Below are 26759 nucleotides of genomic sequence, written 5' to 3'. Positions count from 1 at the left end.
CGTCACTGTCTCTGCCCTTGCGCCGGTTTGGTCCTGATTTCGCACGCAGCAACTCGCTCTGAGGAGAGAAGCGATGACCCGATCCCTCGTCGAGGACGTGTGGCCGCTGTCGCCACTGCAGGAAGGGCTGCTCTTCCACGCCGCCTTCGACAGCGACGGGCCCGACGTCTACCAAGGGCAGCGGGTACTCGAACTGGACGGCCCGCTGGACGCGGACCGGCTGCGGACGTCGTGGCAGGCGCTCCTCGCCCGGCACGCCGCCCTGCGGGCGAGTTTCCGCAGGCGCAAGACGGGCGAGGCGGTGCAGGTCATCGCACGTGACGTCGAGCTGCCGTGGCGTACGGCCGATCTCACCGGGCTCGCGGAAGCCGACGCGGCGGCCGAGGCGGACCGGCTCGCGGGCCGGGAGCGGGCCGAGCGCTTCGACCTGACGGCGGCCCCGCTGCTGCGCCTCCTGCTGATCAGGCTCGGCGCGGAGCGGCACCGCCTGGTGGTCACCAGCCACCACGTCCTGATGGACGGCTGGTCCATGCCGGTGCTGCTCGACGAACTCACGGCGATCTACGCGGCGGGTGGCTGCGACACGTCAGGGCTCAAGCCCGTGACCTCCTACCGGGAGTACCTGGCCTGGCTCGGCCGGCAGGACAAGGACGCGGCGCGGGCCGCCTGGCAGGCGGAATTCGCCGGGGCGGACGGGCCGACGCTGGTCGCGCCCGAGGATTCGGGCCGATCGCCGCTGCCCCCGGAAAGCTTGGTCAACGAATTGCCCGCGCCGTTGGCCGAGGGCCTGGTGCAGTTCGCGCGTGGCCATGGTCTGACGGTGAACACCGTGGTGCAGGGCGCGTGGGCGCTGGTCCTCGCGCGGCTCGCCGGGCGTACGGACGTGGTGTTCGGTGCCACCGTGGCCGGGCGGCCGATGGAACTTCCGGGCGTCGAGTCGATGGTCGGCCTGTTCATCAACACGCTTCCGGTACGCGTCCGGCTCGACGCCGGGCAGCCGGTGGCCCACATGCTGGCCGAACTGCAGGACCGCCAGGCGGGCTTGATGGCGCACCAGCACCTGGGCCTGCCCGAGGTGCAGGGGCTCGCGGAGTCCGGTGGCGCGGTCTTCGATACCCTCGTCGTGTACGAGAACTATCCGAGCCCGCCCGCCGAGCACCCGACGCCGGACACCTTCGGCGTACGTCTCGCGGTGGGCCAGGAGACCGCGCACTATCCCCTCACCCTGGTGGTCGCGCCCGACGGCGGACGGATGCTCTGCAAGCTCGACCACCGCCCTGACCTGTTCGACCGCGAGACCGCCGACTCGGTGTACGCGTGGCTGGTGCGGGTACTCGAACAGCTGGTGGCGGACCCCTCGGTCCTCGTGGGACGGATCGGGGTGCTCGCGGCGCCCGAGCTCGGCCTGGTCGTGGAGGGCTGGGGCGGTACGGCGGGCGAGGTGCCGAGCGGCTCGGTCCCGGAGTTGCTGGCCGGGCGCGTGGCGGCGACGCCGGGTGCGCCTGCCGTGGAAGGGGAGGGCGAACGGACGCTCTCGTACGCGGAGTTGTGGGAAGCATCCGGCCGCTGGGCCCGCTATCTCGCGGACCGGGGGGTGCGGCGCGGTGACCGCGTCGCGGTCGTGATGGAACGCTCGGTGGATCTGCTGCCGCTGCTGCTGGGAGTGTGGCGGGCGGGCGCCGCCTATGTGCCGGTCGACGCGGGCTCTCCGCCGGAACGCGTGGGCTTCGTCCTCGCGGACTCGGCTCCGGTCGTCGTGCTGTGCACGGAGAAGACCCGGGCCGTCGTGCCGGACGGCGGTGCCGAGCTGGTCGTGGTCGACGACCCGCGCGTGCGGAGGGCTGCGCTCGCCGTGGAACCCGTAGAAGCTGGGGACGACGCGGACGATGCGCCGGTCCTCGTGGGTGCGGACGACGTGGCGTACGTGATGTACACCTCGGGTTCCACGGGCGTGCCGAAGGGCGTGGCCGTGCCGCACGGCAGTGTCGCGGCGCTGGTGGGGGAGCAAGGCTGGTCGGTCGGCCCGGACGACGCGGTGCTGATGCACGCGCCGCACGCCTTCGACGTATCGCTCTTCGAGGTGTGGGTCCCGCTGGCGGCGGGCGGCCGTGTGGTCGTCGCCGGGCCGGGCGCGGTGGACGCCGAGCAGGTGCGGCAGCACGTGGGCCGCGGGGTCACTTCGGTGCATCTGACCGCGGGTTCGTTCCGCGTCATCGCGGGCGAGTCACCCGAGTGCTTCAGCGGACTGCGCGAGGTCCTGACCGGTGGGGACGTGGTCCCGGTGGGAGCGGTGGCACGGGTGCGCGAGGCGTGCCCCGACGTGGTCGTACGGCACCTGTACGGGCCGACCGAGGTGACCCTGTGCGCCACCTGGCGGCTCTGGGGGCCGCATGACGCCATCGGATCGGTGCTGCCCATCGGCCGGCCCTTGGGCAACCGGCGGGTCTTCGTCCTCGACGCGTTCCTGCAGCCGGTGCCGACGGGCGTGACCGGTGAGCTGTACGTCGCGGGCGAGGGGTTGGCGCAGGGGTACTGGGGCCGCGCGGAGCTGACGGCGGAACGCTTCGTGGCCTGCCCGTTCGTGCCCGCCGGGCGGATGTACCGCACCGGGGACCTGGTGCGCTGGTCCGACACAGGTGAACTGCTCTTCGTCGGGCGTGCGGACGCGCAGGTGAAGGTACGCGGCTTCCGCGTCGAGCTCGGCGAGGTGGAAGCCACGCTCGCTGCTCATCCGGCGGTGGCACAGGCGGTGGTGGTCGCCCGTGAGGGCGGCCCGGGAGAGCGCCGACTGGTCGCCTACGTCGTGCCCCGGACCCCGGACGGTGTGGAACCCTCCGCCATCCGCGCACATGTGGCACGGACACTCCCCGACTACATGGTCCCGGCTGCGGTGCTCCCCTTGACGGAACTCCCCGTCACCCGCAACGGCAAGGTCGACCACAACGCCCTGCCCGCCCCAGATTTCGCGGCACGGGCGACGGGACGCGCACCGAGTACGGAGACCGAGGCGACGCTGTGCGTCTTGTTCGCCGAGGTGCTCGGTCTTGAGCGGGTCGGCGTGGAGGACAGCTTCTTCGAGCTGGGCGGCGACTCGATCATGTCGATGCAGCTGGTCGCGCGGGCCCGCCGCGCCGGCCTGGTGATGACACCTCGGCAGGTCTTCGACGAGAAGACCCCGGAGCGGCTGGCATGCGTGGCGGCGGAGGCCGGGGGCACTGGCGACAGGGCACGCGGCGTCGGATCTTCGCGGGACGCGGCGCTGGGTGACGTGCCCTGGACGCCGGTGATGCGGGAGCTGGGGGACCGCGGCCTGCGCGGTGGGTTCGCGCAGTGGATGATCGTCGGCGCCCCGGCCGGGCTCGGCCTGGAGGTGCTGACGGGCGGCCTGAGTGCCCTTCTCGACGCGCACGACATGCTGCGGGCGCGGGTGGAGTCTGGCGGGGGCGAGCCGAAGTTGTCTGTACGGCAACGGGGTTCGGTCTCCGCCGAGAGGCTGGTCGTTCGAGTCGGCGCGGAGGACATGTCGTCGGCGGACTTGCTGAATGAAGCGGCGGTACGGGCGGCGCGCGAGGCAGTGGAAAGGCTGGACCCGGCCGCAGGTGTGATGGTCCAGGCCGTGTGGGTGGATGCGGGGCCGGGTCGGGTCGGCCGTCTGGTTCTGGTGGTGCATCACTTGGTGGTGGACGGGGTGTCGTGGCGGGTGTTGTTGCCGGATTTGAGGGTGGCGTGTGAGGCGGTGGCTGGGGGTGGGGTGCCGCGGTTGGATTCGGTGGGGATGTCGTTCAGGCATTGGTCGCGTTTGTTGGTGGAGGAGGCGGCTGGTGAGGCGCGGGTTGCTGAACTCGGCGCGTGGTCAGCCTTGTTAGAGGGCGATGAACCGCTTCTCGGTGGGCGGGAGTTGAACCCGGTTCGTGATACTGCCGGGGCGATGGGTCGTCGTTCGTGGACGGTAGGGGCTGACTGCGCGGCGATCTTGGTGGGTCGGACGCCGGTGGTTTTTCACTGTGGTGTGCATGAGGTGTTGTTGTCGGCTTTGGCTGGTGCGGTGGCTTGTTGGCGGCCGGGGGTGGGCCCCGGGTTGCTGGTGGATGTGGAGGGGCATGGCCGTCGGTCGGATGGCGGGGTGGATTTGTCGCGGACGGTGGGTTGGTTCACGAGTGTGCATCCGGTCCGGCTGGATGTGGGTGGTGTGGATGTGGGTGAGGTAGCGGCCGGTGGGTCGGCTGCGGGGGTGTTGTTGAAGAGGGTCAAGGAGCAGGTTCGGGCGGTGCCGGGTGATGGGCTTGGTTTTGGTCTGTTGCGGCATCTCAACCCTGCTACCGCTCCGGTTCTTGCGGCCTTGCCTCGCCCGCAGATCGGCTTCAACTATCTGGGACGCTTCACCGCCGACACGGCGCAGAGCACGGTCGCCCCCTGGCAACCGGCCGGGAGCGAGGCGGTCGGCGGCTCGATCGATCCCGAGACGCCCGCGCTGCACGCCCTGGAAGCAAGCGCCGTCGTACAGGACACCCCTGATGGGCCGGAGCTGACCATCACGTTGAGCTGGCCCTCCGCACTCCTGGACGATGCCGACGCGGCGGAGCTCGGCCGGGCGTGGGAGCAGGTGCTCGGCGGTCTGGCCGCGCACACGGCCGATCCCGACTCGGGTGGACACACCGCCTCCGACTTCCCCCTCCTCGGCCTCGCGCAGCACACCGTGGCGGAACTGGAGGCAGCGGAAACGCAGTTGGAGGACATCTGGCCGCTGTCACCGTTGCAGGAAGGGATGCTCTTCCACGCGACGTTCGACGACGAGGGACCGGACGTCTATCAGAGCCAGCGGCTCATGGCGCTGGACGGCCCGCTGGACGTGGACAGGCTGCGCGCGTCATGGGAGGCGCTCATCGCCCGGCACGCGGCACTGAGGGCGAGCTTCCGCCGGACCGGTTCGGGTGAGGCGGTCCAGGTCGTCGCGCGGCGGGTGGAGCTTCCCTGGCGTGTGGCCGACGTGTCCGGGCTCGCGGACGCCGACGCGCGGGCCGAGGCGGAGCGGCTGGCCGAGCACGAGATGGCGCAACGCTTCGATCTGACGACGGCCCCGCTGCTGCGCCTGCTGCTCATCCGATTCGGCGAGAACAGGCACCGCCTCGCCGTCACCAGCCACCACATCCTGGTGGACGGCTGGTCCATGCCGGTCATCCTGAACGAGGTGTCCGCGCTGTACGCGGCGGGCGACCAGGCCGCAGACAGCGACACCCCCCACCCGAGGCCGATGGAGCTGAAGGCGACGGACCTGAAGCCGACCGCCTCCTACCGCGACTATCTGGCCTGGTTGCGGCAGCAGGACACGGAGGCCGCACGCGCCGCCTGGCAGACGGAGCTGGCCGGTGCGGACGAACCGACGCTGGTGGCATCCGCTGACCCGGGCCGGCCACCGGTGATGCCCGAAGTCAGCACGGCGGAACTCTCCCGGGAGGGGACGCGAGCGCTGACCGAGCTGGCCCGCGCTCAGGGGCTGACGGTGAACACCGTGGTGCAGGGCGCGTGGGCGCTGGTCCTCGCACGCCTCGCCGGGCGTACGGACGTCGTGTTCGGCGGCACCGTGGCCGGGCGGCCTCCGGAGCTGCCCGACGCCGAGTTGATGATCGGTCTCTTCATCAACACCCTTCCCGTGCGCGTGCGGCTCGACGCGGACCAGCCGGTCCTGGAGATGCTCGCCGAGCTGCAGGAGCGCCAGTCCGCACTCATCGCCCACCAGCATGTGGGCTTGTCGGAGATCCAGCAGCTCGCGGGCCCCGGCGCGGTCTTCGACACCATGCTGATGTTCGAGAACTATCCCCGGAACGCAGCCTCGCTCGCCGGACCGGCTGCATCGCCCGGACCGGCTGGACCGCCCGCACCGCCCGGCGGTCCAGTGGACGACGAGGTCACGATCACCCAGCTGCACACCCTGGCCGGGACGCACTACCCGCTGGCGGTCGGGGTCGTCCCCGCCGAACGGCTTCGCGTCCTGGTGACCTACCGGCCGGACCTGATCGGCAGGGAGAACTCCCTCCGCACGGCACGTGAGGTCGTGCGCGTGCTGGAGCAACTGGTGGCGGACCACACCCTCTTGGTGGCTCAGGTGGACGCGTTGAGTTCCCCTGACCGCGCGACGGTCGTGGAGGAGTGGAACGCCACAGGGACGCGGGCCGGCCATGTGTCCGTGCCCGAGTTGATCGCCGGGCGGGTGGCATCGTCGCCGGACGCCGTGGCGGTTGAGGGCGAACGGCAGGTGTCGTACGCGGAGTTGTGGACGGAGTCGGGGCAGTGGGCCGCGTACCTTGCCGGGCTCGGTGTGGGGCGGGGTGACCGGGTGGCGGTGGTGATGGAGCGGTCGCCCGACCTGCCTTCGCTGCTCCTGGGGATCTGGCGGGCCGGTGCCGCGTATGTGCCGATCGACGTCGGATGGCCGGCGGAGCGGACCGCTTTCGTCGTGGGCGACGCGGCACCAGCGGCCCTGGTCTGCACGTCGGACAGCCGAGCAGCCGTGCCGGTCGGAGGTGCCGTGCCCGTCGTGGTCCTCGACGACCCCCGGGTGCGGGCGGCGCGGGCCGAACGCGATGGCGAGCGCGCCGGAGAGTGCGATGGTGAGTGGCCGGTCGTGCCGCTGACGGCGCAGGACATGGCGTACGTGATGTACACATCGGGTTCGACCGGCACGCCCAAGGGCGTGGCCGTGCCGCACGGGAGTGTGGCGGGGCTCGTGGGGGAGCGCGGTTGGGCCGTCAGCCCGGACGACGCGGTGCTGATGCACGCCCCGCACGCCTTCGACGTATCGCTGTACGAGCTGTGGGTGCCGCTGGCTGCCGGTGGCCGCGTGGTCATGGCCGAGCGCGGTGTGGTCGATGCCCGGCGGCTGCGCGAGCTCGTGCGGCGCGGGGTGACGTCGGTCCATGCCACGGCGGGCCAGTTCCGCGCGCTGGCCGAGGAGACACCTGACTGCTTCTCCGGCCTGCGAGAGGTGCTGACCGGCGGTGACGTGGTCCCCGCCGGATCAGTGGCCCGGCTGAGGGAGGCGTGCCCCGACGTGACCGTCCGCCACATGTACGGGCCGACCGAGGTGACCCTCTGTGCGACCTGGCATGTGCTGAGGCCGGGCGACGCGATGGGTTCGGCGCTGCCGATCGGGCGCCCGATGAGCGCACGGCGTACCTACGTCCTGGACGCGTTCCTCAAGCCTCTGCCGCCAGGCGTGACCGGCGAGCTGTACGTGACCGGGGATGGGGAAGGGGCCGGGTTGGCGCAGGGCTACTGGAGCCGCCCCGGCCTGACCGCCGAGCGGTTCGTGGCCTGCCCGTACCTGCCCGGTGAGCGGATGTACCGTACCGGCGACCTGGTGCGCTGGACCGAGGGCGGGGAGCTGCTCTTCGTCGGGCGGGCGGACGCGCAGGTGAAGATCCGGGGCTTCCGCGTGGAGCTGGGCGAGGTGGAAGCGGCCCTGGCCGCGTACCCCGACGTCGCCCAGGCGGTCGTCGTCGCCCGCGAGGACCGGCAGGCGGAGCGCCGCCTGGTCGGCTACGTCGTGCCGGAGGGCGGAAGTACGGCGCCGGACCCCGAGCTCGTGCGCGCCCACGTCGCCAAGACGCTGCCCGAGTACATGGTCCCCACGGCCGTGCTCACCCTGGACGCCCTCCCGGTGACCCGCAACGGCAAGGTCGACCGCGACGCCCTGCCCGCCCCGGACTTCGCGGGGAAGGCCACCGGGCGCGAGCCGCGCACGGAGACCGAGGCGGTCCTGTGCGCCCTGACGGCCGAGCTGCTCGGCCTGGAACGGGTCGGGCCGGACGACAGCTTCTTCGAGCTGGGCGGCGACTCGATCATGTCGATGCAGTTGGTGGCCCGCGCACGCCGGGCGAACCTGCTGCTCACGGCGCAGGACGTCTTCGAGCACGAGACGCCCGCGGGCCTCGCGGCCGTGGCCCGGCGCGAGGGCGTACGGACGGAGAGCGCGGAATCGGGCATCGGTGAGGTGCCCTTGACGCCCGTGATGCGGGCGCTGGGCGAGCGAGGGGTGCGCGGCAGGTTCGCGCAGTGGACGATCGTCGGTGCCCCGGCGGAACTCGGCCGGGAAGTGCTGATCGGTGGCGTGGCGGCCCTTCTCGACACGCACGACATGCTGCGGGCCCGTGCCATGACGGGCGCGGCCGGTGAGCCCGGTGGGCCCGGTGAGCAGGGGCTCAAGCTGACTGTGGGGCCGCGTGGCTCGGTCGACGCGGCAGCCCTGGTCACGCGCGTCGATGCGTCGGACACGCCGGACGACATGCCGGACGGCGCGCTGGACGCCGCGCTGGACGGCATCGCGGACGACGCGGCCCGTGCGGCCACCGAGGACCTTGATCCTTCGGCGGGGGTGCTGCTGCGGGCTGTCTGGGTGGACGCGGGGCCGGGGCGGACCGGTCGGCTGGCCCTGATCGTCCACCACTTGGTGATCGACGGGCTGTCGTGGCGCATCCTCCTCCCCGATCTGCGGGCCGCGTGCGAGGCACTGACAGCCGGACAGCCGCCGGAACTGGACGCGGTGGGAACCTCGTTCAAGCAATGGGCGGAGGCCCTGGGCGAGCAGGCCACCGGCGAGGGCAGGACCGCCGAGCTCGCGGAGTGGGCGTCTCTGCTGGGCCCGGATCGTCCCGAACCCCCGCTCGGCAAGCGGGAACTGGACCCCGCGCTGGACACCGCAGCCACCATGCGGCGCCGGTCGTGGACTGTGCCGCCGCAGCTCGCGGACACGCTGGCGGGTCAGGTGCCGACGCTGTTCCACTGCGGGGTGCACGAGGTGCTCCTGGCGACGCTCGCGGGCGCGGTCACGCACTGGCGCGGCGAGGACGGACACGAGGGCGGACACGTCCTGCTCGATGTGGAGGGTCACGGCAGGGAGCCGCTCGCGGGCGCCGAACTGTCGCGTACGGTCGGCTGGTTCACCGCCACCCACCCCGTTCGCCTGGACGCGAGCGGGATCGACCTGGACGAAGCACGGACCGGCGGCCCGGCGGCGGGAGCCCTTCTGAAGACCGTCAAGGAGCAGGCGCGGGCGATACCCGGAGACGGGCTCGGCTTCGGACTGCTGCGCCACATGAATCCCGAGACCGCGCCGACCCTCGCGGCTCTGCCGGCGCCGCGGATCGGCTTCAACTATCTGGGCCGGTTCAGGGCCGAGGCGCCGACGGGTCCGGTCGCCCCCTGGCAGTCGGCGGGCGGCGAGGCGATCGGCGGTTCGGTCGACCCGGACATGCCCGCCCTGCACGCCCTGGAGGCGGGCGCCGCGGTGCGGGACACGCCCGAAGGGCCGGAACTGACGGTCACGCTGACCTGGCCCACCGGTGTTCTGGAGGACGCGGAGGCGGAGCGGCTCGCCGGGACCTGGCTCGACCTGCTCGCCGGCCTGGCGGCGCACACCGCCGACGCCGCGCCCAGCCCCACCACCGGCTCCGCTGTTGGCGGACACACTCCTTCCGACTTCCCCCTCGTCGACCTCGGTCAGCACGAGGTCGACGAACTCGAAGCGTCCGTCCCCGGGTTGGTGGACGTATGGCCCCTTTCGCCCTTGCAGGAAGGGCTGCTGTTCCACGCGGGATTCGACGAGCAGGGACCGGACCTCTACGAAGGCCTTCGTGTACTGGACCTGGACGGCCCTCTGGACGTGGACCGGCTGCGGGCCTCGTGGGAGGCCATCCTCGCCCGGCACCCGATCCTGCGGGCGAGCTTCCACCGGCGCGCGTCGGGTCAGGCCGTGCAGGCGATCGCCACGGAGGTGCAACTCCCGTGGCGCGAGGTCGACTTGTCCACACTGCCGACCGCTGAGGCATGCGCCGAACTCGACCGGATCGTAGAGGATGAGCGTGCCCGCCGACTGGACGTGACGGCGGCTCCGCTGCTGCGCCTGCTGCTGATCCGCCTCGGCGAGAACCGTCATGCCCAGGTGGTCGTCAACCACCACATCGTCACGGACGGCTGGTCGCTGCCGGTCCTCATCGCAGAGTTGTCCGCGATCTACGCCGCGGGCGGCGACGGGCACACCCTGCCCCCCGCGACCTCGTACCGCGAGTACCTGGCATGGCTGGCACGCCAGGACAAGGAGGCGGCGCGCGAGGCCTGGCGCACGGAGTTCGCGGGCGCGGACGAACCCACCCTGGCGGCGCCGGACGACCCGTCAGCCGCGTCGACCGTGCCGGAACGACTGCCCTTCGAGTTCGGCGAGGAACTCACCCGGGGCGTCGTCGAACTGGCACGTGGGCACGGCCTGACGGTGAACACCGTCGTGCAGGGCGCCTGGGCGCTGCTCCTCGCCCGGATCGTCGGGCGTACGGACGTCGTGTTCGGGGCGACGGCGGCCGGACGTCCCGCTGAGCTGCCCCGCGTGGAGTCGATGGTCGGCCTGTTCATCAACACGCTTCCCGTACGGGTCGATCTGCGGGGGGAGCAGTCGGTCGCCGCGATGCTGACAGGCCTCCAGGAGCGGCAGGTGTCGCTGATGTCCCACCAGCACATCGGCCTCTCCGAGATCCGCGGCCTGGCCGGACCCGGCGCGGCCTTCGACACCCTCGTGGTGTACGAGAACTACCCGCGCCCGCCGCTGCGGGAGCCCTCACCCGACACCCTGTCCATCCGCCCCGGCGGCACACCGGAGGACACGGGCCACTACCCGCTGACGCTGATCGCGGTGCCCGGCGAGCGCCTGCACGGCGAGTTCATCTACCGGCCCGGCGTGTTCGACCGCGCCTGGGCCGAGGAGATGGTGGCGTCACTGGGATGTGTGCTCGAAGGAATGGCCGCCGATCCGTCGGTGCCCGTGGCCCGGGTGGGTGTCCTGGACGGGGCGCGCCGCGAGCGCGTCGTGGGCGAGTGGAACCGTACGCGGGTCCCGGTGGCCGCCGAGACGTTGCCCGAGCTGTTCCGGCGCCAGGTGGAGCGGTCGCCGGATGCCGCCGCCCTGGTGTCGGGCGAGCGGACGCTGACGTACGGAGAGCTGGCGGCCGAGGCCGGGCGCTGGGCCCGCTGCCTGATCGCGGCGGGTGTGGGGCCCGAGCGCCGGGTGGCCGTCCTTGCCCCGGCGTCGGCGGTGACCACGATCTCTCTCCTCGCGGTGTCCATGGCGGGCGGGGTCTTCGTACCGGTGGACCCGGGGTATCCGCCGGAGCGGGTGGCGTTCGTGCTCGCGGACGCGGACCCGGCGGTGGTGCTGTGCACGCGGGAGACGCGCGCCTTGGTGCCGGAAGAGTTCACCGGCCGCCTGATCGTCCTCGACGCCCCGGAGGTCGTCGCGGACGTCGCCGCGCGGGCGGCCGGACCCGTGGACCCGGGGGAACGGACCGGGCCGCTCGGCGCGGACAACGCGGCCTACGTGATCTACACCTCGGGGTCGACCGGGACGCCGAAGGGCGTGGTCGTCCCGCATGCGGGGCTCGCGAACCTGGCGCGGGCGCAGATCGAGCGCTTCGCGGTGGGACCGGACGCGCGGGTCCTCCAATTCGCGTCACCGAGCTTCGACGCGGCGGTGTCCGAACTGTGCATGGCACTGCTCTCGGGAGGCGCGCTCGTGGTGCCGGGCGCGGACGCCCTGCCGCCGCAGGTACCGCTCGGACAAGCGCTCGCCAACTGGAACGCGACCCATGTGACAGTGCCCCCCAGCGTGCTCGCGGTGGAGGACGAACTACCGGCGCAACTGGCCACATTGGTGGTTGCCGGAGAGTCCTGCCCGCCGGCACTCGTGGACCGCTGGTCCGCCGGGCGGCGCATGGTGAACGCGTACGGGCCCACCGAGCTGACGGTGTGCGCGGCCATGAGCGCGCCCCTGTCGGCGGACGAGGGAACACACCGGGACGCGGTGCCGATCGGCCGCCCGATGGCCAACGTCCAGGTGTTCGTGCTGGACCGCTTCCTCCAGCCCGTCCCGCCGGGAACGCCGGGCGAGTTGTACGTCACGGGCGCGGGCGTGGCCCGCGGGTACTGGGCGCGGCCCGGTCTGACCGCCGAGCGGTTCGTGGCGTGCCCGTACGCGGCCGGCGAGCGGATGTACCGGACCGGTGACCTGGTGCGCTGGACCGAGGGCGGTGAACTCGTCTTCATCGGGCGCGCGGACGCGCAGGTGAAGGTCCGGGGCCACCGGATCGAGCCGGGCGAGGTCGAAGCGGCCCTCGCGGCGCATCCCGGGGTCGCCCAGGTCGTGGTCGTGGCGCGTGACGACCGGCGGGCGGGCGAGCACCGACTGGTGGCGTATGTCGTCACCGACGCCTCCGAGACGCGTCCGGACGATCAACTCCTCGCCGCACTTGGCGACTTCGCCGCCGAGAGGCTTCCCTCATCCATGCTTCCCTCGGCGTTCGTACCGCTGGAGCGCCTGCCCCTGACCCCGAACGGGAAGGTGGACCGGCGTGCGCTGCCCGCCCCCGACTTCGCGGGGAAGGTCTCGGGACGGGAGCCGCGGACGGAGACCGAGGCATTGCTCTGCGGTCTGTTCGCCGAAGTGCTCGGCCTGGAACGTGTCGGCGTCACGGACGGCTTCTTCGAGCTGGGCGGCGACTCGATCTCCTCGATGCAACTGGCTTCCCGTGCCCGCCGTTCCGGCCTCGTGGTGACGCCCCGGCAGATCTTCGAGGAGAAGACTCCCGAGCGCCTCGCGACAGTGGCGGAGGCGGCCGACGGCGGCGGGCACGACGCCGTCGAGGACATCGGCGTGGGGGAGGTGCCCTGGACTCCGGTGATGCGCGAGCTGGGCGAGCCCGCACGCCGGCCGCGGTTCGCGCAGTGGGCCGTCGTCGGCGCCCCGGCGGGCCTCGCGCACGACGTACTCCTGACCGGTGTGGCCGCCGTACTCGACACCCACGACATGCTGCGCGCACGCGTGGTCGCAGCGGACGACGAGCGCTCCGAACCACTGCTCGTCGTCGGCGAGCGGGGGACCGTGGACCCCACGGCCCTGGTCACCCGCGTGGCCGCCGAACACGCGGCAGCCGAAGCACTGGACGAGATCGCGGGACGCGCGGCGAAAGAGGCTGTCGCGCGCCTCGATCCAGCGGCGGGGGCGATGTTCCAGGCAGTGTGGGTGGACGCGGGCCCGGAGCGTGTCGGCCGGCTGGTCCTGATGGTCCACCACCTGGCCGTGGACGGCATGTCCTGGCGGATTCTCCTGCCCGACCTGGCTCTCGCCTGCGAGGCCGCGGCGGCGGGGCAGGAGCCCGTGCTCGACCCCGTGGGGACCTCCTTCAGGCGCTGGGCGAACCTCCTTGCGACACAGGCGAAGGGACCGGACCGGGTGGCGGAGCTCGCCGCGTGGACGGCGCTCTTGGACGGCACGGAACCACTCCTCGGCCGACGCGCGCTCGACCCGGCCGTGGACACCGCCGAGACGACGCGCCGCGCGTCCTGGCAGGTCCCACGGGAGGAGGCGGCCACGCTGGCGGGCCGGACCCCCGCGCTGTTCCACTGCGGGGTCCACGAGGTGCTCCTGGCGACGCTCGCGGGCGCGCTCACGCACTGGCGCGGTGAGGACGGGCCCGTACTCCTGGACGTGGAGGGCCACGGCCGCGAACCGGTCGACGGCGTCGAACTCTCGCGCACCATGGGCTGGTTCACCAGCACGCACCCCCTTCGTCTGGCCGTCGCCGACGTTGATCTGACCGAGGCGGCACAGGGCGGACCGGCGGCCGGAGCACTCCTGAAGGCGGTCAAGGAACAGGCACGGGCGGTGCCCGGCGACGGCCTCGGATATGGCTTGCTGCGCCACCTGAACCCCGAGACGGCCCCCGTCCTCGCCGCCTTGCCGAGGCCGCAGATCGGCTTCAACTACCTGGGCCGGTTCACCGCCGGGGACCCGGCCGACGGCCGCACGGCCGCTGCCTGGCAGATGGCCGGCGACACGGCGATCGGTGGCTCCGCCGACCCGGACATGCCGTCCATGCACGCCCTGGAAGCGGGCGCGGCCATCGTGGACACTGCTGACGGGCCCGAGCTGACCGTCTCGCTCAGCTGGGCGGGCCACGCGGTCGACAGCGCCGACGCGGAACGCGTCGGACGGCTCTGGCTGGACATGCTCCGCGGCCTCGCCGCCCACACCACCGATCCCGCGGCCGGTGGCCACACACCCTCCGACTTCCCCCTGCTCGGCCTGGCGCAGAGCCAGATCGAGGAGCTCGAAGCCGGGTTCGGCCCGCTCTGACACGAAGTTCCGAGGCTCCGAGGAGAGAAGAGATGACCCGATCACCGGTCGAGGACGTGTGGCCGCTGTCGCCCCTCCAGGAAGGACTGCTCTTCCACGCCGCCTTCGACGACCAGGGTCCGGACGTGTACACCGTGCAGTCCGCGCTCGACATCGACGGTCCCGTGGACGCGGGCCGGTTACGGGCATCGTGGGAGGCGCTCATCGCCCGGCACGCCGCACTGCGGGCCTGCTTCCGCCAGGTGAGCGGCGCGCAAATGGTGCAGGTCATCGCACGCGAGGTGGCACTGCCCTGGCGTACGGAAGACGTGTCGCACCTCGCTGGACCGGAGCGGCCCGCCGCGCTGGAGCGCCTGGCGGAGAGCGAGCGGGCGGAGCCCTTCGACCTGGGGGCGCCCCCCTTGCTGCGCCTCCTCCTGGTCCGCGTCGACGAGGAACGGCACCGCCTGGTGATCACCAGCCATCACATCCTGATGGACGGCTGGTCGGCACCGGTCCTCATCGGCGAACTCTCCGCCATCTACGCGGCGGGCGGCGACGCCTCCCGCCTTCCCCGTACGACCTCCTACGGCGCGTACCTGAAGTGGCTCGGACGTCAGGACCGGGAAGCCGCGCAGGAAGCATGGCGGGCGGAGTTCACGGGCACGGACGAACCGACCCTGGTGGCACCGGCCGTCCCGGACCGGCTCCCCGTCTTTCCCGCGAACGTCAGCCAAGACCTCCCCGAGGAGGTCACGCGAGGTGTGGTGGAGCTGGCCCGTGCCAACGGCCTGACGGTGAACACCGTGGTGCAGGGCGCGTGGGCGATGGTCCTCGCGCGGCTCGCCGGCCGCACGGACGTGGTGTTCGGCGCGACGGTGGCGGGGCGTCCCCCCGAGTTGCCGGGCGTGGAGTCGATGGTGGGGCTGCTCATCAACACGCTGCCGGTACGCGTCCAACTCCGCGGCGCGCAGCCGGTGCTGGAGATGTTCCGCGCCTTGCAGGAGCGTCAGTCCGCCCTGATGGCGCATCACCACCTCGGTCTCTCGAGGATCCAGAAGGCCGCGGGCGCCGGAGCGGGCTTCGACACACTCCTGGTTTTCGAAAGCTTTCCCCAGCCCCCGGCCTCTTCCTCCCCCTCCGCTGCTGAGGTCGGCAGCGAGAGCCTCTCGCTCAGGCCGGCGGGGTTCACCCGCGAGGCGGCGCACTATCCGCTGACCCTGGTGGTCGGCCCCGGCGACCGCATGCACCTGAAGCTGGAGTACCGGCCGGACCTGTTCGGCCGAGATGTCGCCGTGGCGGCGCTCGCCTCGCTGGTGGGGGTCCTTGAGCAGGTGGTCGCCGATCCCACGACGGTGGTGGGAGGCCTCGGGGCGATGGCGCAGGCCGGACATGCGGCAACGGTCCGACCTCCGCGCGAGGTGGTGCCGGAGCTGATCGCCGGACGCGTGGTGTCGTCGCCGGGTGCGGTGGCCGTGCAGGGCGAACGGGAGCTTTCGTACGGGGAATTGTGGGCGGAGTCCGGTCGCTGGGCCCACTACTTGACCGGCATGGGTGTGCGGCGGGGTGACCGTGTCGCGGTGGTGATGGAACGCTCACCGGAGCTGGTGGCGCTGCTCCTGGGAATCTGGCGCGCGGGTGCCGCCTATGTGCCGGTGGACGCGGGCTGGCCGAAGGAGCGGGTGGCGTTCGTGCTGGCGGACGCGGCTCCGGTGCGTGTGGTGTGCGCGCCGGAGTGCCGGGACCTGGTGCCGGAGCGGGACGCGGCGCGCCTGGTGGTCCTCGACGACCCCCAGGTGCGCGCGTCGCTGGCTGCGTGCGGAACCGAGAAGCCGCCGACCGTTCCCGTGGACGCGCGGGATGTGGCGTACGTGATGTACACGTCGGGCTCGACCGGCGTGCCCAAGGGTGTGGCGGTGCCGCACGGGAGCGTGGCGTCGCTGGTGGGGGAGCGGGAGTGGGCGGTCGGCCCGGAGGACGCGGTGCTGATGCACGCGCCGCACGCCTTTGACGCCTCGCTCTTCGAGCTGTGGGTTCCGCTGGTCGCGGGTGCCCGTGTGGTGGTCGCCGAGCCCGGCGTCGTCGATGCCCAACAGGTGCGTGAGCATGTGAAGGGCGGTGTCACGGCGGTGCACCTGACCGCCGGGTCGTTCCGGGTCCTGGCCGAGGAGTGGCCCGACTGCTTCGCGGGGTTGCGTGAGGTGCTGACCGGCGGGGATGTCGTCCCGGCCGCGTCGGTGGCCCGGGTGCGCGAGGCCTGCCCGGACGTGACTGTCCGGCACATGTACGGGCCGACGGAGACGACGCTCTGCGCCACCTGGCACGTACTGCGGCCGGGCGATGCGATGGCCGACGTACTCCCGATCGGAAGGCCGCTGCCGCACCGCCGGGCATTCGTCCTGGACGCGTTCCTCAAGCCGCTGCCACCGGGTGTGACCGGTGAACTCTACGTGGCAGGAGCCGGGTTGGCGCAGGGCTACTGGGGCGGTTCCGGCGCCACTGCTGAGCGGTTTGTGGCGTGCCCGTATGTGCCGGGGGAGCGGATGTACCGTACCGGCGACCTGGTGCGTGAGACATCGGACGGGGAGCTGCTCTTCGTCGGCCGCGCGGACGACCAGGTGAAGATCCGTGGCTTCCGGGTGGAGTTGGGTGAGGTGGAGGCGGCCCTGGCCGCCCATCCCGACGTCGCTCAAGCCGTGGTAGTCGCGCGTGAGGACGGCCCGGGGGAGCGGCGGCTCGTCGGCTACGTCGTACCCGAGGGGACGGCCGCCATCGACCCCCAACTCGTCCGTGCCCACGCCGCCGAGACCCTGCCCGGCTACATGGTCCCGGCCGCCGTACTGGCCCTGGGCGCCCTGCCCGTGACCCGTAACGGCAAGGTCGACCGCAAGGCCCTGCCCGCCCCCGACTTCGCCGAACGCGTCTCCGGCGGCAAACCCCGGACAGCCGCCGAGGAGACGCTGTGCCGTCTGTTCGCCGAGGTGCTCGACCTGGAGCGGGTCGGGCCCGACGACAGCTTCTTCGACCTGGGCGGCGACTCGGGGCTCGCGATGCGCCTCGCCGGACGGGTCCGCGAGGAGTTCGACGCCGAGCTCGGCATCCGGCAGTTCTTCGGCTCGCCGACGCCCGTGGGGGTGGCCCGGCTGCTCGCCACCAAGGCGCGGCCCGCACTCCAGCCGGTCGGTCAGCGTGACGAAGTCCGGGTCACCGCAGGGCAGTTGCGTACCTGGCTGATGTCCCGACTCGACGACGAGGCAGGGGCCGACCGCATCCCGGTGGCGCTGCGGCTCAGCGGCGAGCTGGACCAGGAGGCGCTGCGGGCGGCCCTCGGTGATGTGGCCGCGCGGCACGAGATCCTGCGCACCACGTTCGACGGCGCACGCGGTGGCGCCCTGTGGCAGCGCGTCCTCGACGCCGCCACGTCCCGCCCGGTGCCGGCCGTGGTGCGAACGACCGAGGAAGAGCTGCCGGAGCTGCTGGCCACCCGGGCGCGGCACGCGTTCGATCTGGGCCAGGAGGTGTCGTGGACGCAGACGCTGTTCCGCCTCTCGGACTCCGAACACGTGCTGCTCCTGGTGGTGCACCGGATCGCCGCAGACGAGGCCTCGCTGGACGTCCTGGTCCGTGACCTGGCGACCGCGTACGGCGCGCGCCGCGAGGGCCGGGTGCCGGAACGGGCGCCCCTGCCCCTCCAGTTCGCCGACTACGCGCTCTGGGAGCGGCAGCTTCTCCAGGGCGAACAAGAACCCGAGAGCCTGGTCAACGATCAACTCGCCTACTGGAAGGACACCTTGGCGGACCTCGACGTCGAGATCGAACTTCCCGCCGACCGGAAGCGGCCGTCCATCGCCTCGCACCGGGCGGGGAGCGTGCCACTGGACCTGGACGTCGAGACGCACGGCCGTATCGCCGACCTCACCGAGGACGAGGGGACGACCACGTTCATGGTGGTGCAGGCGGCCCTGGTGATGCTGCTCGCCCGGCTCGGCGCGGGCACCGACGTCACGATCGGCACCCGCATCCCGCGACGGGACGAGCCCGGTCTCGAAACGCTGGTGGGGCCCTTCGCCGGGGCGCTCGCCCTGCGGACGGACGCGTCGGGCGACCCCACCTTCCGCGAACTGCTCGGCCGGGTCCTCGCGGCGAACCAGGAAGCACGCGAACACCGGGACGTGCCCTTCGAACGCCTCGTGGACGCCCTGGAGCTGCCGCCCTCGCTCGCGCGTCACCCGGTGTTCCAGGTGCTCCTGGAGGTCGACGACACTGTCGCCGAGCCGTGGGACCCCTGGGAGCTGCCCGGTCTGCGGACCGCCCGCCTGGATGCCGGCGCGCACGCCACCGAGCTCGACCTGGAGTTCAGCCTCACCGAACGGTACGAACCCGACGGCGACCTCGGCGGCATCCAGGGCCGACTCAGTTATGCCACCGACCTGTTCGACCACGAGACGGCGCAGACGCTCGCGCGGCGGTTCGTGCACGTGCTCGACCAGGTGACGGCCGATCCGGAGCGGCGCCTGAGCGCGGTGGACGTGCTGCTCGACGCCGACGAGGCCCGTCGCCTCGTGGCGGGCGTGACCGGCACGGCGGCGGGGCGCCCGACGCTCTCCGTGGTGGAGATGCTGGCCGAGCAGACGGCACGTACGCCCCACGCGGTCGCCGTCACGGACACCCATGGCTCGCTGACGTACGAGGCGTTGGACGCCGCGGCGGAACGGCTCGCGCGGCGGCTGACCGCGCGCGGAGCGGGCCCGGAGGACGTGGTCGTGGTGGCCCGGCCGCCCGGCAACGCGTCGGTCGTCGCGCTGCTCGGGGTGCTGAAATCGGGAGCGGCGGTGTCCTTCGTGGAAGCACTCGAAGGCTCCGCCCGACCGATGCCGGTGGAGCGTGACGGCCTCGCGGCCGGAAGGATGCTGGTCTGCTCGGCGTCGTTCGCCGCGTCGCTGCCCGCTGACACGACGGTTCCGGTCGTGGTGCTCGATGCCGGGGCCGACGAGGCAGCGCAGAGGGGAGCTCGCCGGCCCGCCCTCCCGGGGCACTCGGCGCTCGTCATCGCGGGCGCCGTCGTGGAACACCGCACGCTCGCCTCCCACACGACGCACCGCATGCATGCCTCCCCGGCGTTGGGAGCGGCCCCGCTGCTGGATGCCAGGGCACCGTTCGCGGCGCTCGTGACGCCGCTGCTCGCGGCACTCTGTGCGGGAGGGAGCGTGCGGCTCGGCCTGCCCGGCCGGGACCCGGAAGCGGGGGAGACCGGAGCCCTGGTGGTCACCACCCCCGAGCTGTTCGAGTCCGCACCAAAGGCTCTGCTCGTGGACCTGGCGAGCGAGCCGCGTGCCTTGGACCGGTTGCGCGACCGGTTCGAGCGGGGCCCCTCGACCCCGCCGACGTGCGGTTACGGGGTGCCAGAGACCGCAGGGGTCTGGCTGGAACACCGGGCGGGGACTGGGGCCGCCGACGGCTGGGAGCCCCGCACCGGCGATCCGCTGCCGGGCACCCGGGCTCTCGTGCTCGACGAACGCCTGCGCCCGGTCCCGCCGGGCGTCACGGGCGCCCTCTACCTGGCGGGCCCCACGCTGGCCCGCGGCTATGCGGGCGACTCGCGACGCACCGGTGAACGGTTCGTCGCGTGCCCCTTCGGCTCCGCGGGCGAGCGGATGTTCCGTACCGGGGAACGGGCGAAGCGGACGAACGCGGGCCGTGTCGCCGTACAGCCCGAGGACCGGGGGCGGACGCGGGGAGCCGGCGTGGGGCGGCGGCTGGGCAGGAGGCGCGGCGACTTGAACGTCCTGCTGCCCCTGCGTCTGGAAGGCAACCGCCTTCCGCTGTTCTGCCTGCACACCGGCATGGGCCTGAGCTGGACCTACGCCGCTCTCCTGCCGCACCTTCCGCAGGATCTTCCGGTGTACGGCGTCCAGGCGCGCGGCATCGCCCGGACCGAGCAACTGCCGGGCAGCATCGAGGAGATGGCGGCCGACTACGCGGAGGAGATCCGCACCGTCCAGCCCGTCGGCCCCTACCACCTCCTGGGCTGGTCCATCGGCGGGACCATCGCCCAGGCCGTCGCCGCGCGCCTGGAGGAACTGGGCGAGGAGGTGGCGCTCCTGGCACTGCTCGACGCCTATCCCGGCAGTGGCGCGGCGAAGTCGCGGTTCCGCGGCGAGGAGGGGCAGGAGTCCGAGGGCTACGGCGTGCTGCGGCAGGGGGAGGGGCAAGGGGAGGGCCAGGCGCAGGGCGCCGACGTGGCCTCCCTCTACCGCTCGTCCGGCATGAGCGAGCAGGCCCTCGCCAATCTGGAGACGGTCGTCCGCAACATGTCGGGTTTCGCACCGGACCACACGCCCCGCCCCTCCCGCGGCGACCTGACGCTCTTCGTGGCGGCCGCAGACCGGAGCGAGGACCGGCCCGTGGCAGAGGCCGTCGCGAGCTGGCGGCCCTACATCGAGGGCGCCATCGAATCGCACGAAGTGCCCGTCGGCCATTACGACATGCTCAAACCCGAGGCCCTCTCGCGCATTACGCGCGTCGTCGCGCGGAAACTCGACGCCACGGAGAAGACCACGGAGGGGAACGCGCAAAAGAACACGGCAATGAATCCCGACCAGAGCACCGCAGCCGAAAAGGAGACCGAACGATGACCAATCCCTTTGACAACGAAGACGGCACCTTCCTGGTTCTCGTCAACGACGAGGGGCAGCATTCCCTGTGGCCCGCTTTCGCCGAGGTCCCCGAAGGCTGGACCACCGTGCACGGCGAGGCCACCCGGCAGGAATGCCTCACGTACATCGAGGAGAACTGGACGGACATGCGCCCCAAGAGCCTCGTCGCGGACATGAGCAGGAACGAGACGGCGGCTCCGTAGATGGACACGGAGTCGCTGGTGACCGTGGCGATCGGCGATGTGGCCGTCATCCTCATCGCCTCCCGCCTCCTCGGGGCGCTGGCCCGCCGCTGCGGCCAACCGGTGGTCATCGGCCAGATCGTCGCCGGTATCGCCCTGGGCCCGACGCTGCTCGGACGCCTGCCCGGAGATCCGGCCTCGCGGCTCTTCCCGTCCGAGGTGCTGCCGTTCCTGACCGTCCTCTCGCAGATCGCCATCGTGATCTTCATGTTCGTCGTGGGGTACGAGATGGACTGGCGGCAGCTGCGCCAGGGAGGCAGAGCGGCGGCCACGGTGGCGCTGTGCGCGTTCCTGGTCCCGGCGGCTCTGGGCGTGGGCTCGGTGGGGCTGTTCCACGGGGCGTTCGACGCGGTCCAGCCGGGGCGTGCGGACGGCAGGGCGTTCTGGCTGTTCATGGCCGTGGCGGTGTCCGTCACCGCGCTGCCCGTGCTGGCGGCCATCGTCCGTGAACGGGGGCTCGCGGGCACCCCCGAGGGCACCGTGGCCACCACCGCGGCCGGCCTCATGGACGTGGTCGCGTGGCTGGTTCTGGCCGCAGCGCTGGCCGGCACCGGGCACGCCACGGGACGGTCGTGGCACGTGACGCTGCTGCTGATCTCCCTGTTCGTGGCCGCCTTGTTCCTGGCGGTGCGACCGGTGCTCGGGTGGTGGCTGCGGCGCTCGGGGGCGGCGTCGGCCAACCAGCTCACGATCGCGCTCGCCCTCGCCCTGGGCAGCGCCTGGGTGACCGCGGAGCTGGGCCTGCACCCCGTGTTCGGCGGGCTGCTCGCCGGACTTGCGATGCCCCGCGCGGGCGGCGTGCCGGACGCCGATGTGCTGCGGCCGCTCGAGCAGACCTCCGACCTGCTGCTCCCGTTGTTCTTCGTGACGACAGGGCTGTCCTTCAACCTCGGCTCGCTGGACGGGGACGGGGGCCTCCTGCTGCTGTTGATCCTCGCCGTAGCGGTCGTGGGCAAGCTCGGCCCCGCGTACGCGGCATCCCGTATCAGCGGCATGGACCCCTACCGGTCGGCGACCGTGGCCGCGCTGGTGAACACCCGCGGGCTGACGGAACTGATCGTCCTGAACGTCGCTCTGGACGCGGGGATCATCGGTCCCGCTCTTTTCACCGTTCTCGTGCTGGTGGCTCTGGTCACCACCTTCATGACAGGTCCTTTGCTGTCCCTGACAAAGAGCAGGCAGCAGCGGAAAACCCCGCGCGGCCCGGAAAAGAAGACCGTCCCCGCACTGACGGATGGACAGCCTTGACGCCCGGGCCGGGCGATTTCAGACTCGATTGAGCATCAGACATTTCTGGGGCAGTGGAATTCTCCGGGCGGGTGCCGTGGCATTCGGTTTCTCCGTCCGGGGAAAGGGGAGAGGGATGACCTTGCCGGATTCCGAGCAATTCGACGTGGTGGTGGTCGGCGGAGGGCCCGCCGGGTCGACCCTGGCCGCACTGGTGGCCATGCAGGGCCGGCGGGTCCTGGTCCTGGAGAAGGAGTTCTTCCCGCGCCACCAGATCGGGGAGTCCCTGCTGCCCTCCACCGTGCACGGCGTGTGCAGGCTGACGGGCGTCGCGGACGAACTGGCCAGGGCGGGCTTCCCGCGCAAGCGCGGCGGCACCTTTAGGTGGGGGTCCAACCCGGACCCCTGGACCTTCTCCTTCTCGGTCTCCCCGCGCATGAGCGGGCCGACGTCGTTCGCCTACCAGGTGGAGCGCTCCAAGTTCGACGACATCCTGCTCAAGCACGCCCGCACCGTGGGCGCCGAGGTGCGCGAAGGCTGCGCGGTGCTCGACGTCGTTGCCGACGACGAGCGGGTCAGGGGCGTCACGTACACCGACGCCGACGGCAACGAACGCCGGGCGCTCGCCACCTTCGTCGTGGACGCCTCGGGCAACAAGAGCCGCGTGTACCAGCGGGTGGGCGGCAAGCGCGAGTACTCGGAGTTCTTCCGCAGCCTCGCCCTGTTCGGCTACTTCGAAGGCGGCAAGCGGCTGCCCGAGCCGAACTCCGGCAACATCCTGTCGGTCGCGTTCCCCAGCGGCTGGTTCTGGTACATCCCCCTCAGCGACACCCTGACGAGCGTCGGCGCCGTCGTGCGGCGCGAGATGGCCGAGAAGATCCAGGGCGACCAGGAGAAGGCACTCATGGCGCTCGTCGACGAGTGCCCCCTGATCGGCGAGTACCTCGCGGATGCCAAGCGGGTCACCACCGGTCAGTACGGACAACTGCGCGTCCGCAAGGACTACTCGTACCACCAGACGACCTTCTCCCGCCCCGGCCTCGTCCTCATCGGCGACGCGGCCTGCTTCGTCGACCCCGTGTTCTCCTCGGGCGTCCATCTGGCGACGTACAGCGCACTGCTCGCGGCCCGCTCCATCAACAGCGTCCTGTCCCAACGCGTCGACGAGGAGGCGGCGTTGAAGGAGTTCGAGGCCCGCTACCGGCGCGAGTACGGCGTGTTCTACGAATTCCTGCTGTCCTTCTACGACATGCACCACGACGAGGACTCCTACTTCTGGCAGGCAAAGAAGGTCACCAGGACCGAGCGGCCCGAACTCCAGTCGTTCGTCGAGCTCATCGGCGGTGTCTCCTCCGGCGAGCGCGTCCTGACCGACGCCGAGATCCTCGCCAAGCGCTTCTCGTCCGGCTCCGCGGAGTTCGCCGCCGCGGTCGACGAACTCGCGGGCAGCGCGGACGGAAGCATGGTGCCGCTGTTCAAGTCCTCGGTGGTGCGCGACGTCATGCAGGAGGGCGGCCAGGTCCAGATGAGGGCCATGCTCGGCGAGGACGCCGAAGCGGAGGCCCCCCTGTTCAGCGGCGGCCTGGTGCCGTCACCCGACGGCATGTTCTGGCAGCGGCCCGCGTCCGGCCCGGCCGAGTAGGCAGCAGCCGAAGAGACAGAAGGAGGTCCGCGCATGGCGCGGCCGTCAGAGCTCTCCATGCACAACCGCAGGGACCGTCTCGACCCGCTGCCCGAACTGGGTGAACTCAGCGCCAGGGCCCCGCTGTCCGAGGTCGACCTCGGCGAAGGGCCCGGCACGTCGACGGGCTGGCTCGTCACGGGCCACGACGAGGTGCGCGCGGTCCTCGGTGACGCGGAGCGGTTCAGCACGGCCCCGCCCGCGGGCGGCAGCCGGCCGGTCCAGGCGGGCAACCTCATCCAGTACGACCCGCCCGACCACTCCCGGCTCCGGCTGCTGCTCACGCCGGAGTTCACGGTCCGCCGGATGCGGGACCTGGAACCCGCCGTCGAGGCCGTCGTGGCGGACTGCCTGGACTCCATGGAGAAAGCGGGGCAGCCCGCCGACTTCATGCGGCACGTCGCCTGGCCCGTCCCGGGCCTCGTCATGTGCGAGCTGTTCGGTGTGGCACGCGACGACCGGGCCGAGCTCGCACGGCTGCTCAAGGTCAGCAGGCCCGCCTTTAGGGGCCGGCGACTCCAGATGACCGCGGGCGCCGCCTATCTCGCGTACGTCGACCAGCTCGTGGCCCGCAACCGGCGCGCACCCGGCGACGACCTGCTCGGCAGGCTGGTGCGCCGGCACGGCGACGACATCGACGACGACGAACTGGTCGGCCTCACCGCGTTCGTCATGGGCTCGGGCGTCGAGAACATGGCCAGCATGCTGGGCCTCGGCATCCTCGCGCTGCTCGAACACCCCGATCAGCTCGCCCTGTTGCGCAGGTGCCCGCACCTGATCGACCAGGCCGTGGAGGAGTTCATCCGCTACCTGTCGATCATCCCCACGGCGTCCCCGCGCACCGCCCGCGAGGACGTACCCCTGGCGGGGAAGGTGATCAAGGCCGGTGACCAGGTGGCCTGTTCCCTGTTCGCGGCCAACCGCGTACGGCCGCCCGGGACGCCGCCGGACACCCTCGACATCACCCGCGAGGCCACCGCCCACGTGGGGCTCGGCCACGGGATTCACTACTGCATCGGGGCCTCGCTGGTGCGGATGGAGCTCAGGAGCGCCTACCTGGCGGTGCTGCGCCGCTTTCCCGCGCTGCGCTCCGCCGTGCCGCCGAACGAGATCCGCTTCCGGACGCAGGCGCCGTACGGCGTGGAGACACTGCCCGTCACCTGGTAGGGGAGCGATGACACCGACGACCGAACCTGGCCCCGTGCACGTCCGCCGCGAACGCTTCGGCCCGGGAGAGGACCTGCGGCGGCTGGCCGAAGCACGCGCCGTGTCCCGGATCGACGTGGGGCCGGGGGCCGACGGGATGCCCGTCTGGCTCGTCACGGGCCACGCGGAGGTACGCCAAGTACTCGCGGACCACCGCAGGTTCACCACCCGGCGCCGCTTCGGGCCGCGCGCACCGTCCGGGTGCGCCGAGGGCCCGCGGCCCGACGAGCTGATCGGGCAGCTCATGGACTACGACCCGCCCGAACACACCCGGCTCCGGCAGATCCTCACGCCCGAGTTCACCCTGCGCCGCATGCGCAGGATCGAGCCGGGCATCACGGGCATCGTCACCGAGCACCTCGACGCCATGGAACACGCGGGGCCGCCCGCCGAGCTGGTCGCGGCCTTCGCCGCACCCGTCCCCGGCGCCGCCCTGTGCGAGCTGATCGGAGTGCCCCGCGACGACCGCGGCGACTTCCTGCGCCGCTGCCACGCCTTCCTCGCGCCCGGCCGGGGACGGCAACGGCGAGCGGCGGCCGGGGAACTGCTCTCGCGGTACGTGGCCGCGATGGTGGCCCGGCAGCGCACCGACCCCGACGAGGGCTTCCTCGGCATGCTGATCCGCGACCACGGCGACGACGTCACCGACAAGGAACTGCGGGGCGTCTGCGTCCTGTTGGTGCTCGCGGGCCTCGACAACATCTCCGGCATGCTGGGCCTCGGCACCCTGCTGCTGCTCGACCACCCCGACCAGCTCGCCGCCGTGCGCGACGACCCGGCGGCGGTGGACGGCGCCGTCGAGGAGCTGCTGCGCCACCTGAGTGTGCCGCACGCCCCGACACCCCGTACCGCGCTGGAGGACGTCACCGTCGGAGGGCAGCTCATCAGGGCGGGGGAGCACGTGCTGTGCTCGCTGCCGACGGCCAACCGCGACCCCGCGCTGCTCGCCGAGCCGGACCGTTTCGACATCACACGCGCGCCGGGGGCCCATGTCGCCTTCGGCCACGGCATCCACCACTGCCTGGGCGCGGCGCTGGCCCGGATGGAACTGCGCATCGCCTACCCGGCGCTGCTGCGGCGCTTCCCCGGCCTGCGCCTCGCCGTGCCGCAGGACGAGGTGCCGTTCCGCGCCCACGCGCTCGCCCACGGGGTGGAGCGGCTGCCGGTCACTTGGTGACCCCCTTTCCTGTCGAGTTCCTGTCGTGCAAGAACGCGGAGGAGACGCACATGGACGTACGGGTCGACGTAGACCGCCACCGATGCGCGGGTTCCGGGCTCTGCATGGCCCAGGTCCCCGCGGTCTTCGACCAGTCGGACGAGGACGGCAAAGTCCTGCTCAACGCCCCCGCCCCGGGCCCCGAGTTGACGGCGGCCGTGCGCGCGGCGGCCGCGCGGTGCCCGTCCGGCGCGATCACCCTGCGCGAACACGACACCGCGGGCCACTGACACGCGTAGCCCTGCCTGGCCGGTCCCGGTCTATGGACTGCGCACCCTACGTAGCTCCGTTGACGGCGGCCGCGCGGTGCCCGTCCGGCGCGATCACCCTGCGCGAACACGACACCGCGGGCCACTGACACACACGTAACCCTGCCCGG

The 26759-nt window shown here is 72.2% G+C and carries 8 protein-coding genes; all 8 read left to right on the top strand.

Annotation, left to right across the window (positions count from 1 at the left end; translation table 11 throughout):
• Nucleotides 1-73 precede the first annotated feature (73 nt).
• Nucleotides 74-14173, top strand: coding sequence for an amino acid adenylation domain-containing protein (locus ACWFRU_RS07740; protein WP_453685199.1), 14100 nt, complete (start codon nt 74-76; stop codon nt 14171-14173).
• A 32-nt stretch (nt 14174-14205) separates the two neighbouring features.
• Entirely contained in the window at nt 14206-20787 is a 6582-nt protein-coding gene (locus ACWFRU_RS07735; RefSeq protein ID WP_453685198.1) for an amino acid adenylation domain-containing protein, read from the top strand.
• A complete protein-coding gene (locus ACWFRU_RS07730) occupies nt 20784-21011 on the top strand; it encodes an MbtH family protein (protein WP_453685197.1) in 228 nt (75 codons plus the stop codon). Before ACWFRU_RS07735 ends, ACWFRU_RS07730 begins: the two co-directional genes overlap by 4 nt.
• Complete coding sequence (locus ACWFRU_RS07725) at nt 21012-22298, top strand: cation:proton antiporter (protein WP_453685196.1); 1287 nt, start codon at nt 21012-21014, stop codon at nt 22296-22298.
• 115 nt (nt 22299-22413) lie between these two features.
• A complete protein-coding gene (locus ACWFRU_RS07720; protein WP_453685195.1) occupies nt 22414-23919 on the top strand; it encodes a tryptophan 7-halogenase in 1506 nt (501 codons plus the stop codon).
• Nucleotides 23920-23952: 33 nt separating this feature from the next.
• A complete protein-coding gene (locus ACWFRU_RS07715; RefSeq protein WP_453685194.1) occupies nt 23953-25125 on the top strand; it encodes a cytochrome P450 in 1173 nt (390 codons plus the stop codon).
• 7 nt (nt 25126-25132) lie between these two features.
• Complete coding sequence (locus tag ACWFRU_RS07710; protein WP_453685193.1) at nt 25133-26341, top strand: cytochrome P450; 1209 nt, start codon at nt 25133-25135, stop codon at nt 26339-26341.
• The gene (locus ACWFRU_RS07705; protein WP_453685192.1) at nt 26338-26610 is read left to right on the top strand and encodes a ferredoxin; all 273 of its coding nucleotides are present in this window, start codon (nt 26338-26340) and stop codon (nt 26608-26610) included. The genes ACWFRU_RS07710 and ACWFRU_RS07705 overlap by 4 nt, the downstream gene beginning before the upstream one ends.
• The last annotated feature ends 149 nt before the right edge of the window (nt 26611-26759 follow it).

Source organism: Streptomyces sp. NPDC055099 (genome assembly GCF_053607685.1).
The sequence above is the reverse complement of the archived record's forward strand: the minus strand, read 5'-3'. Positions and strand labels throughout refer to the sequence as shown.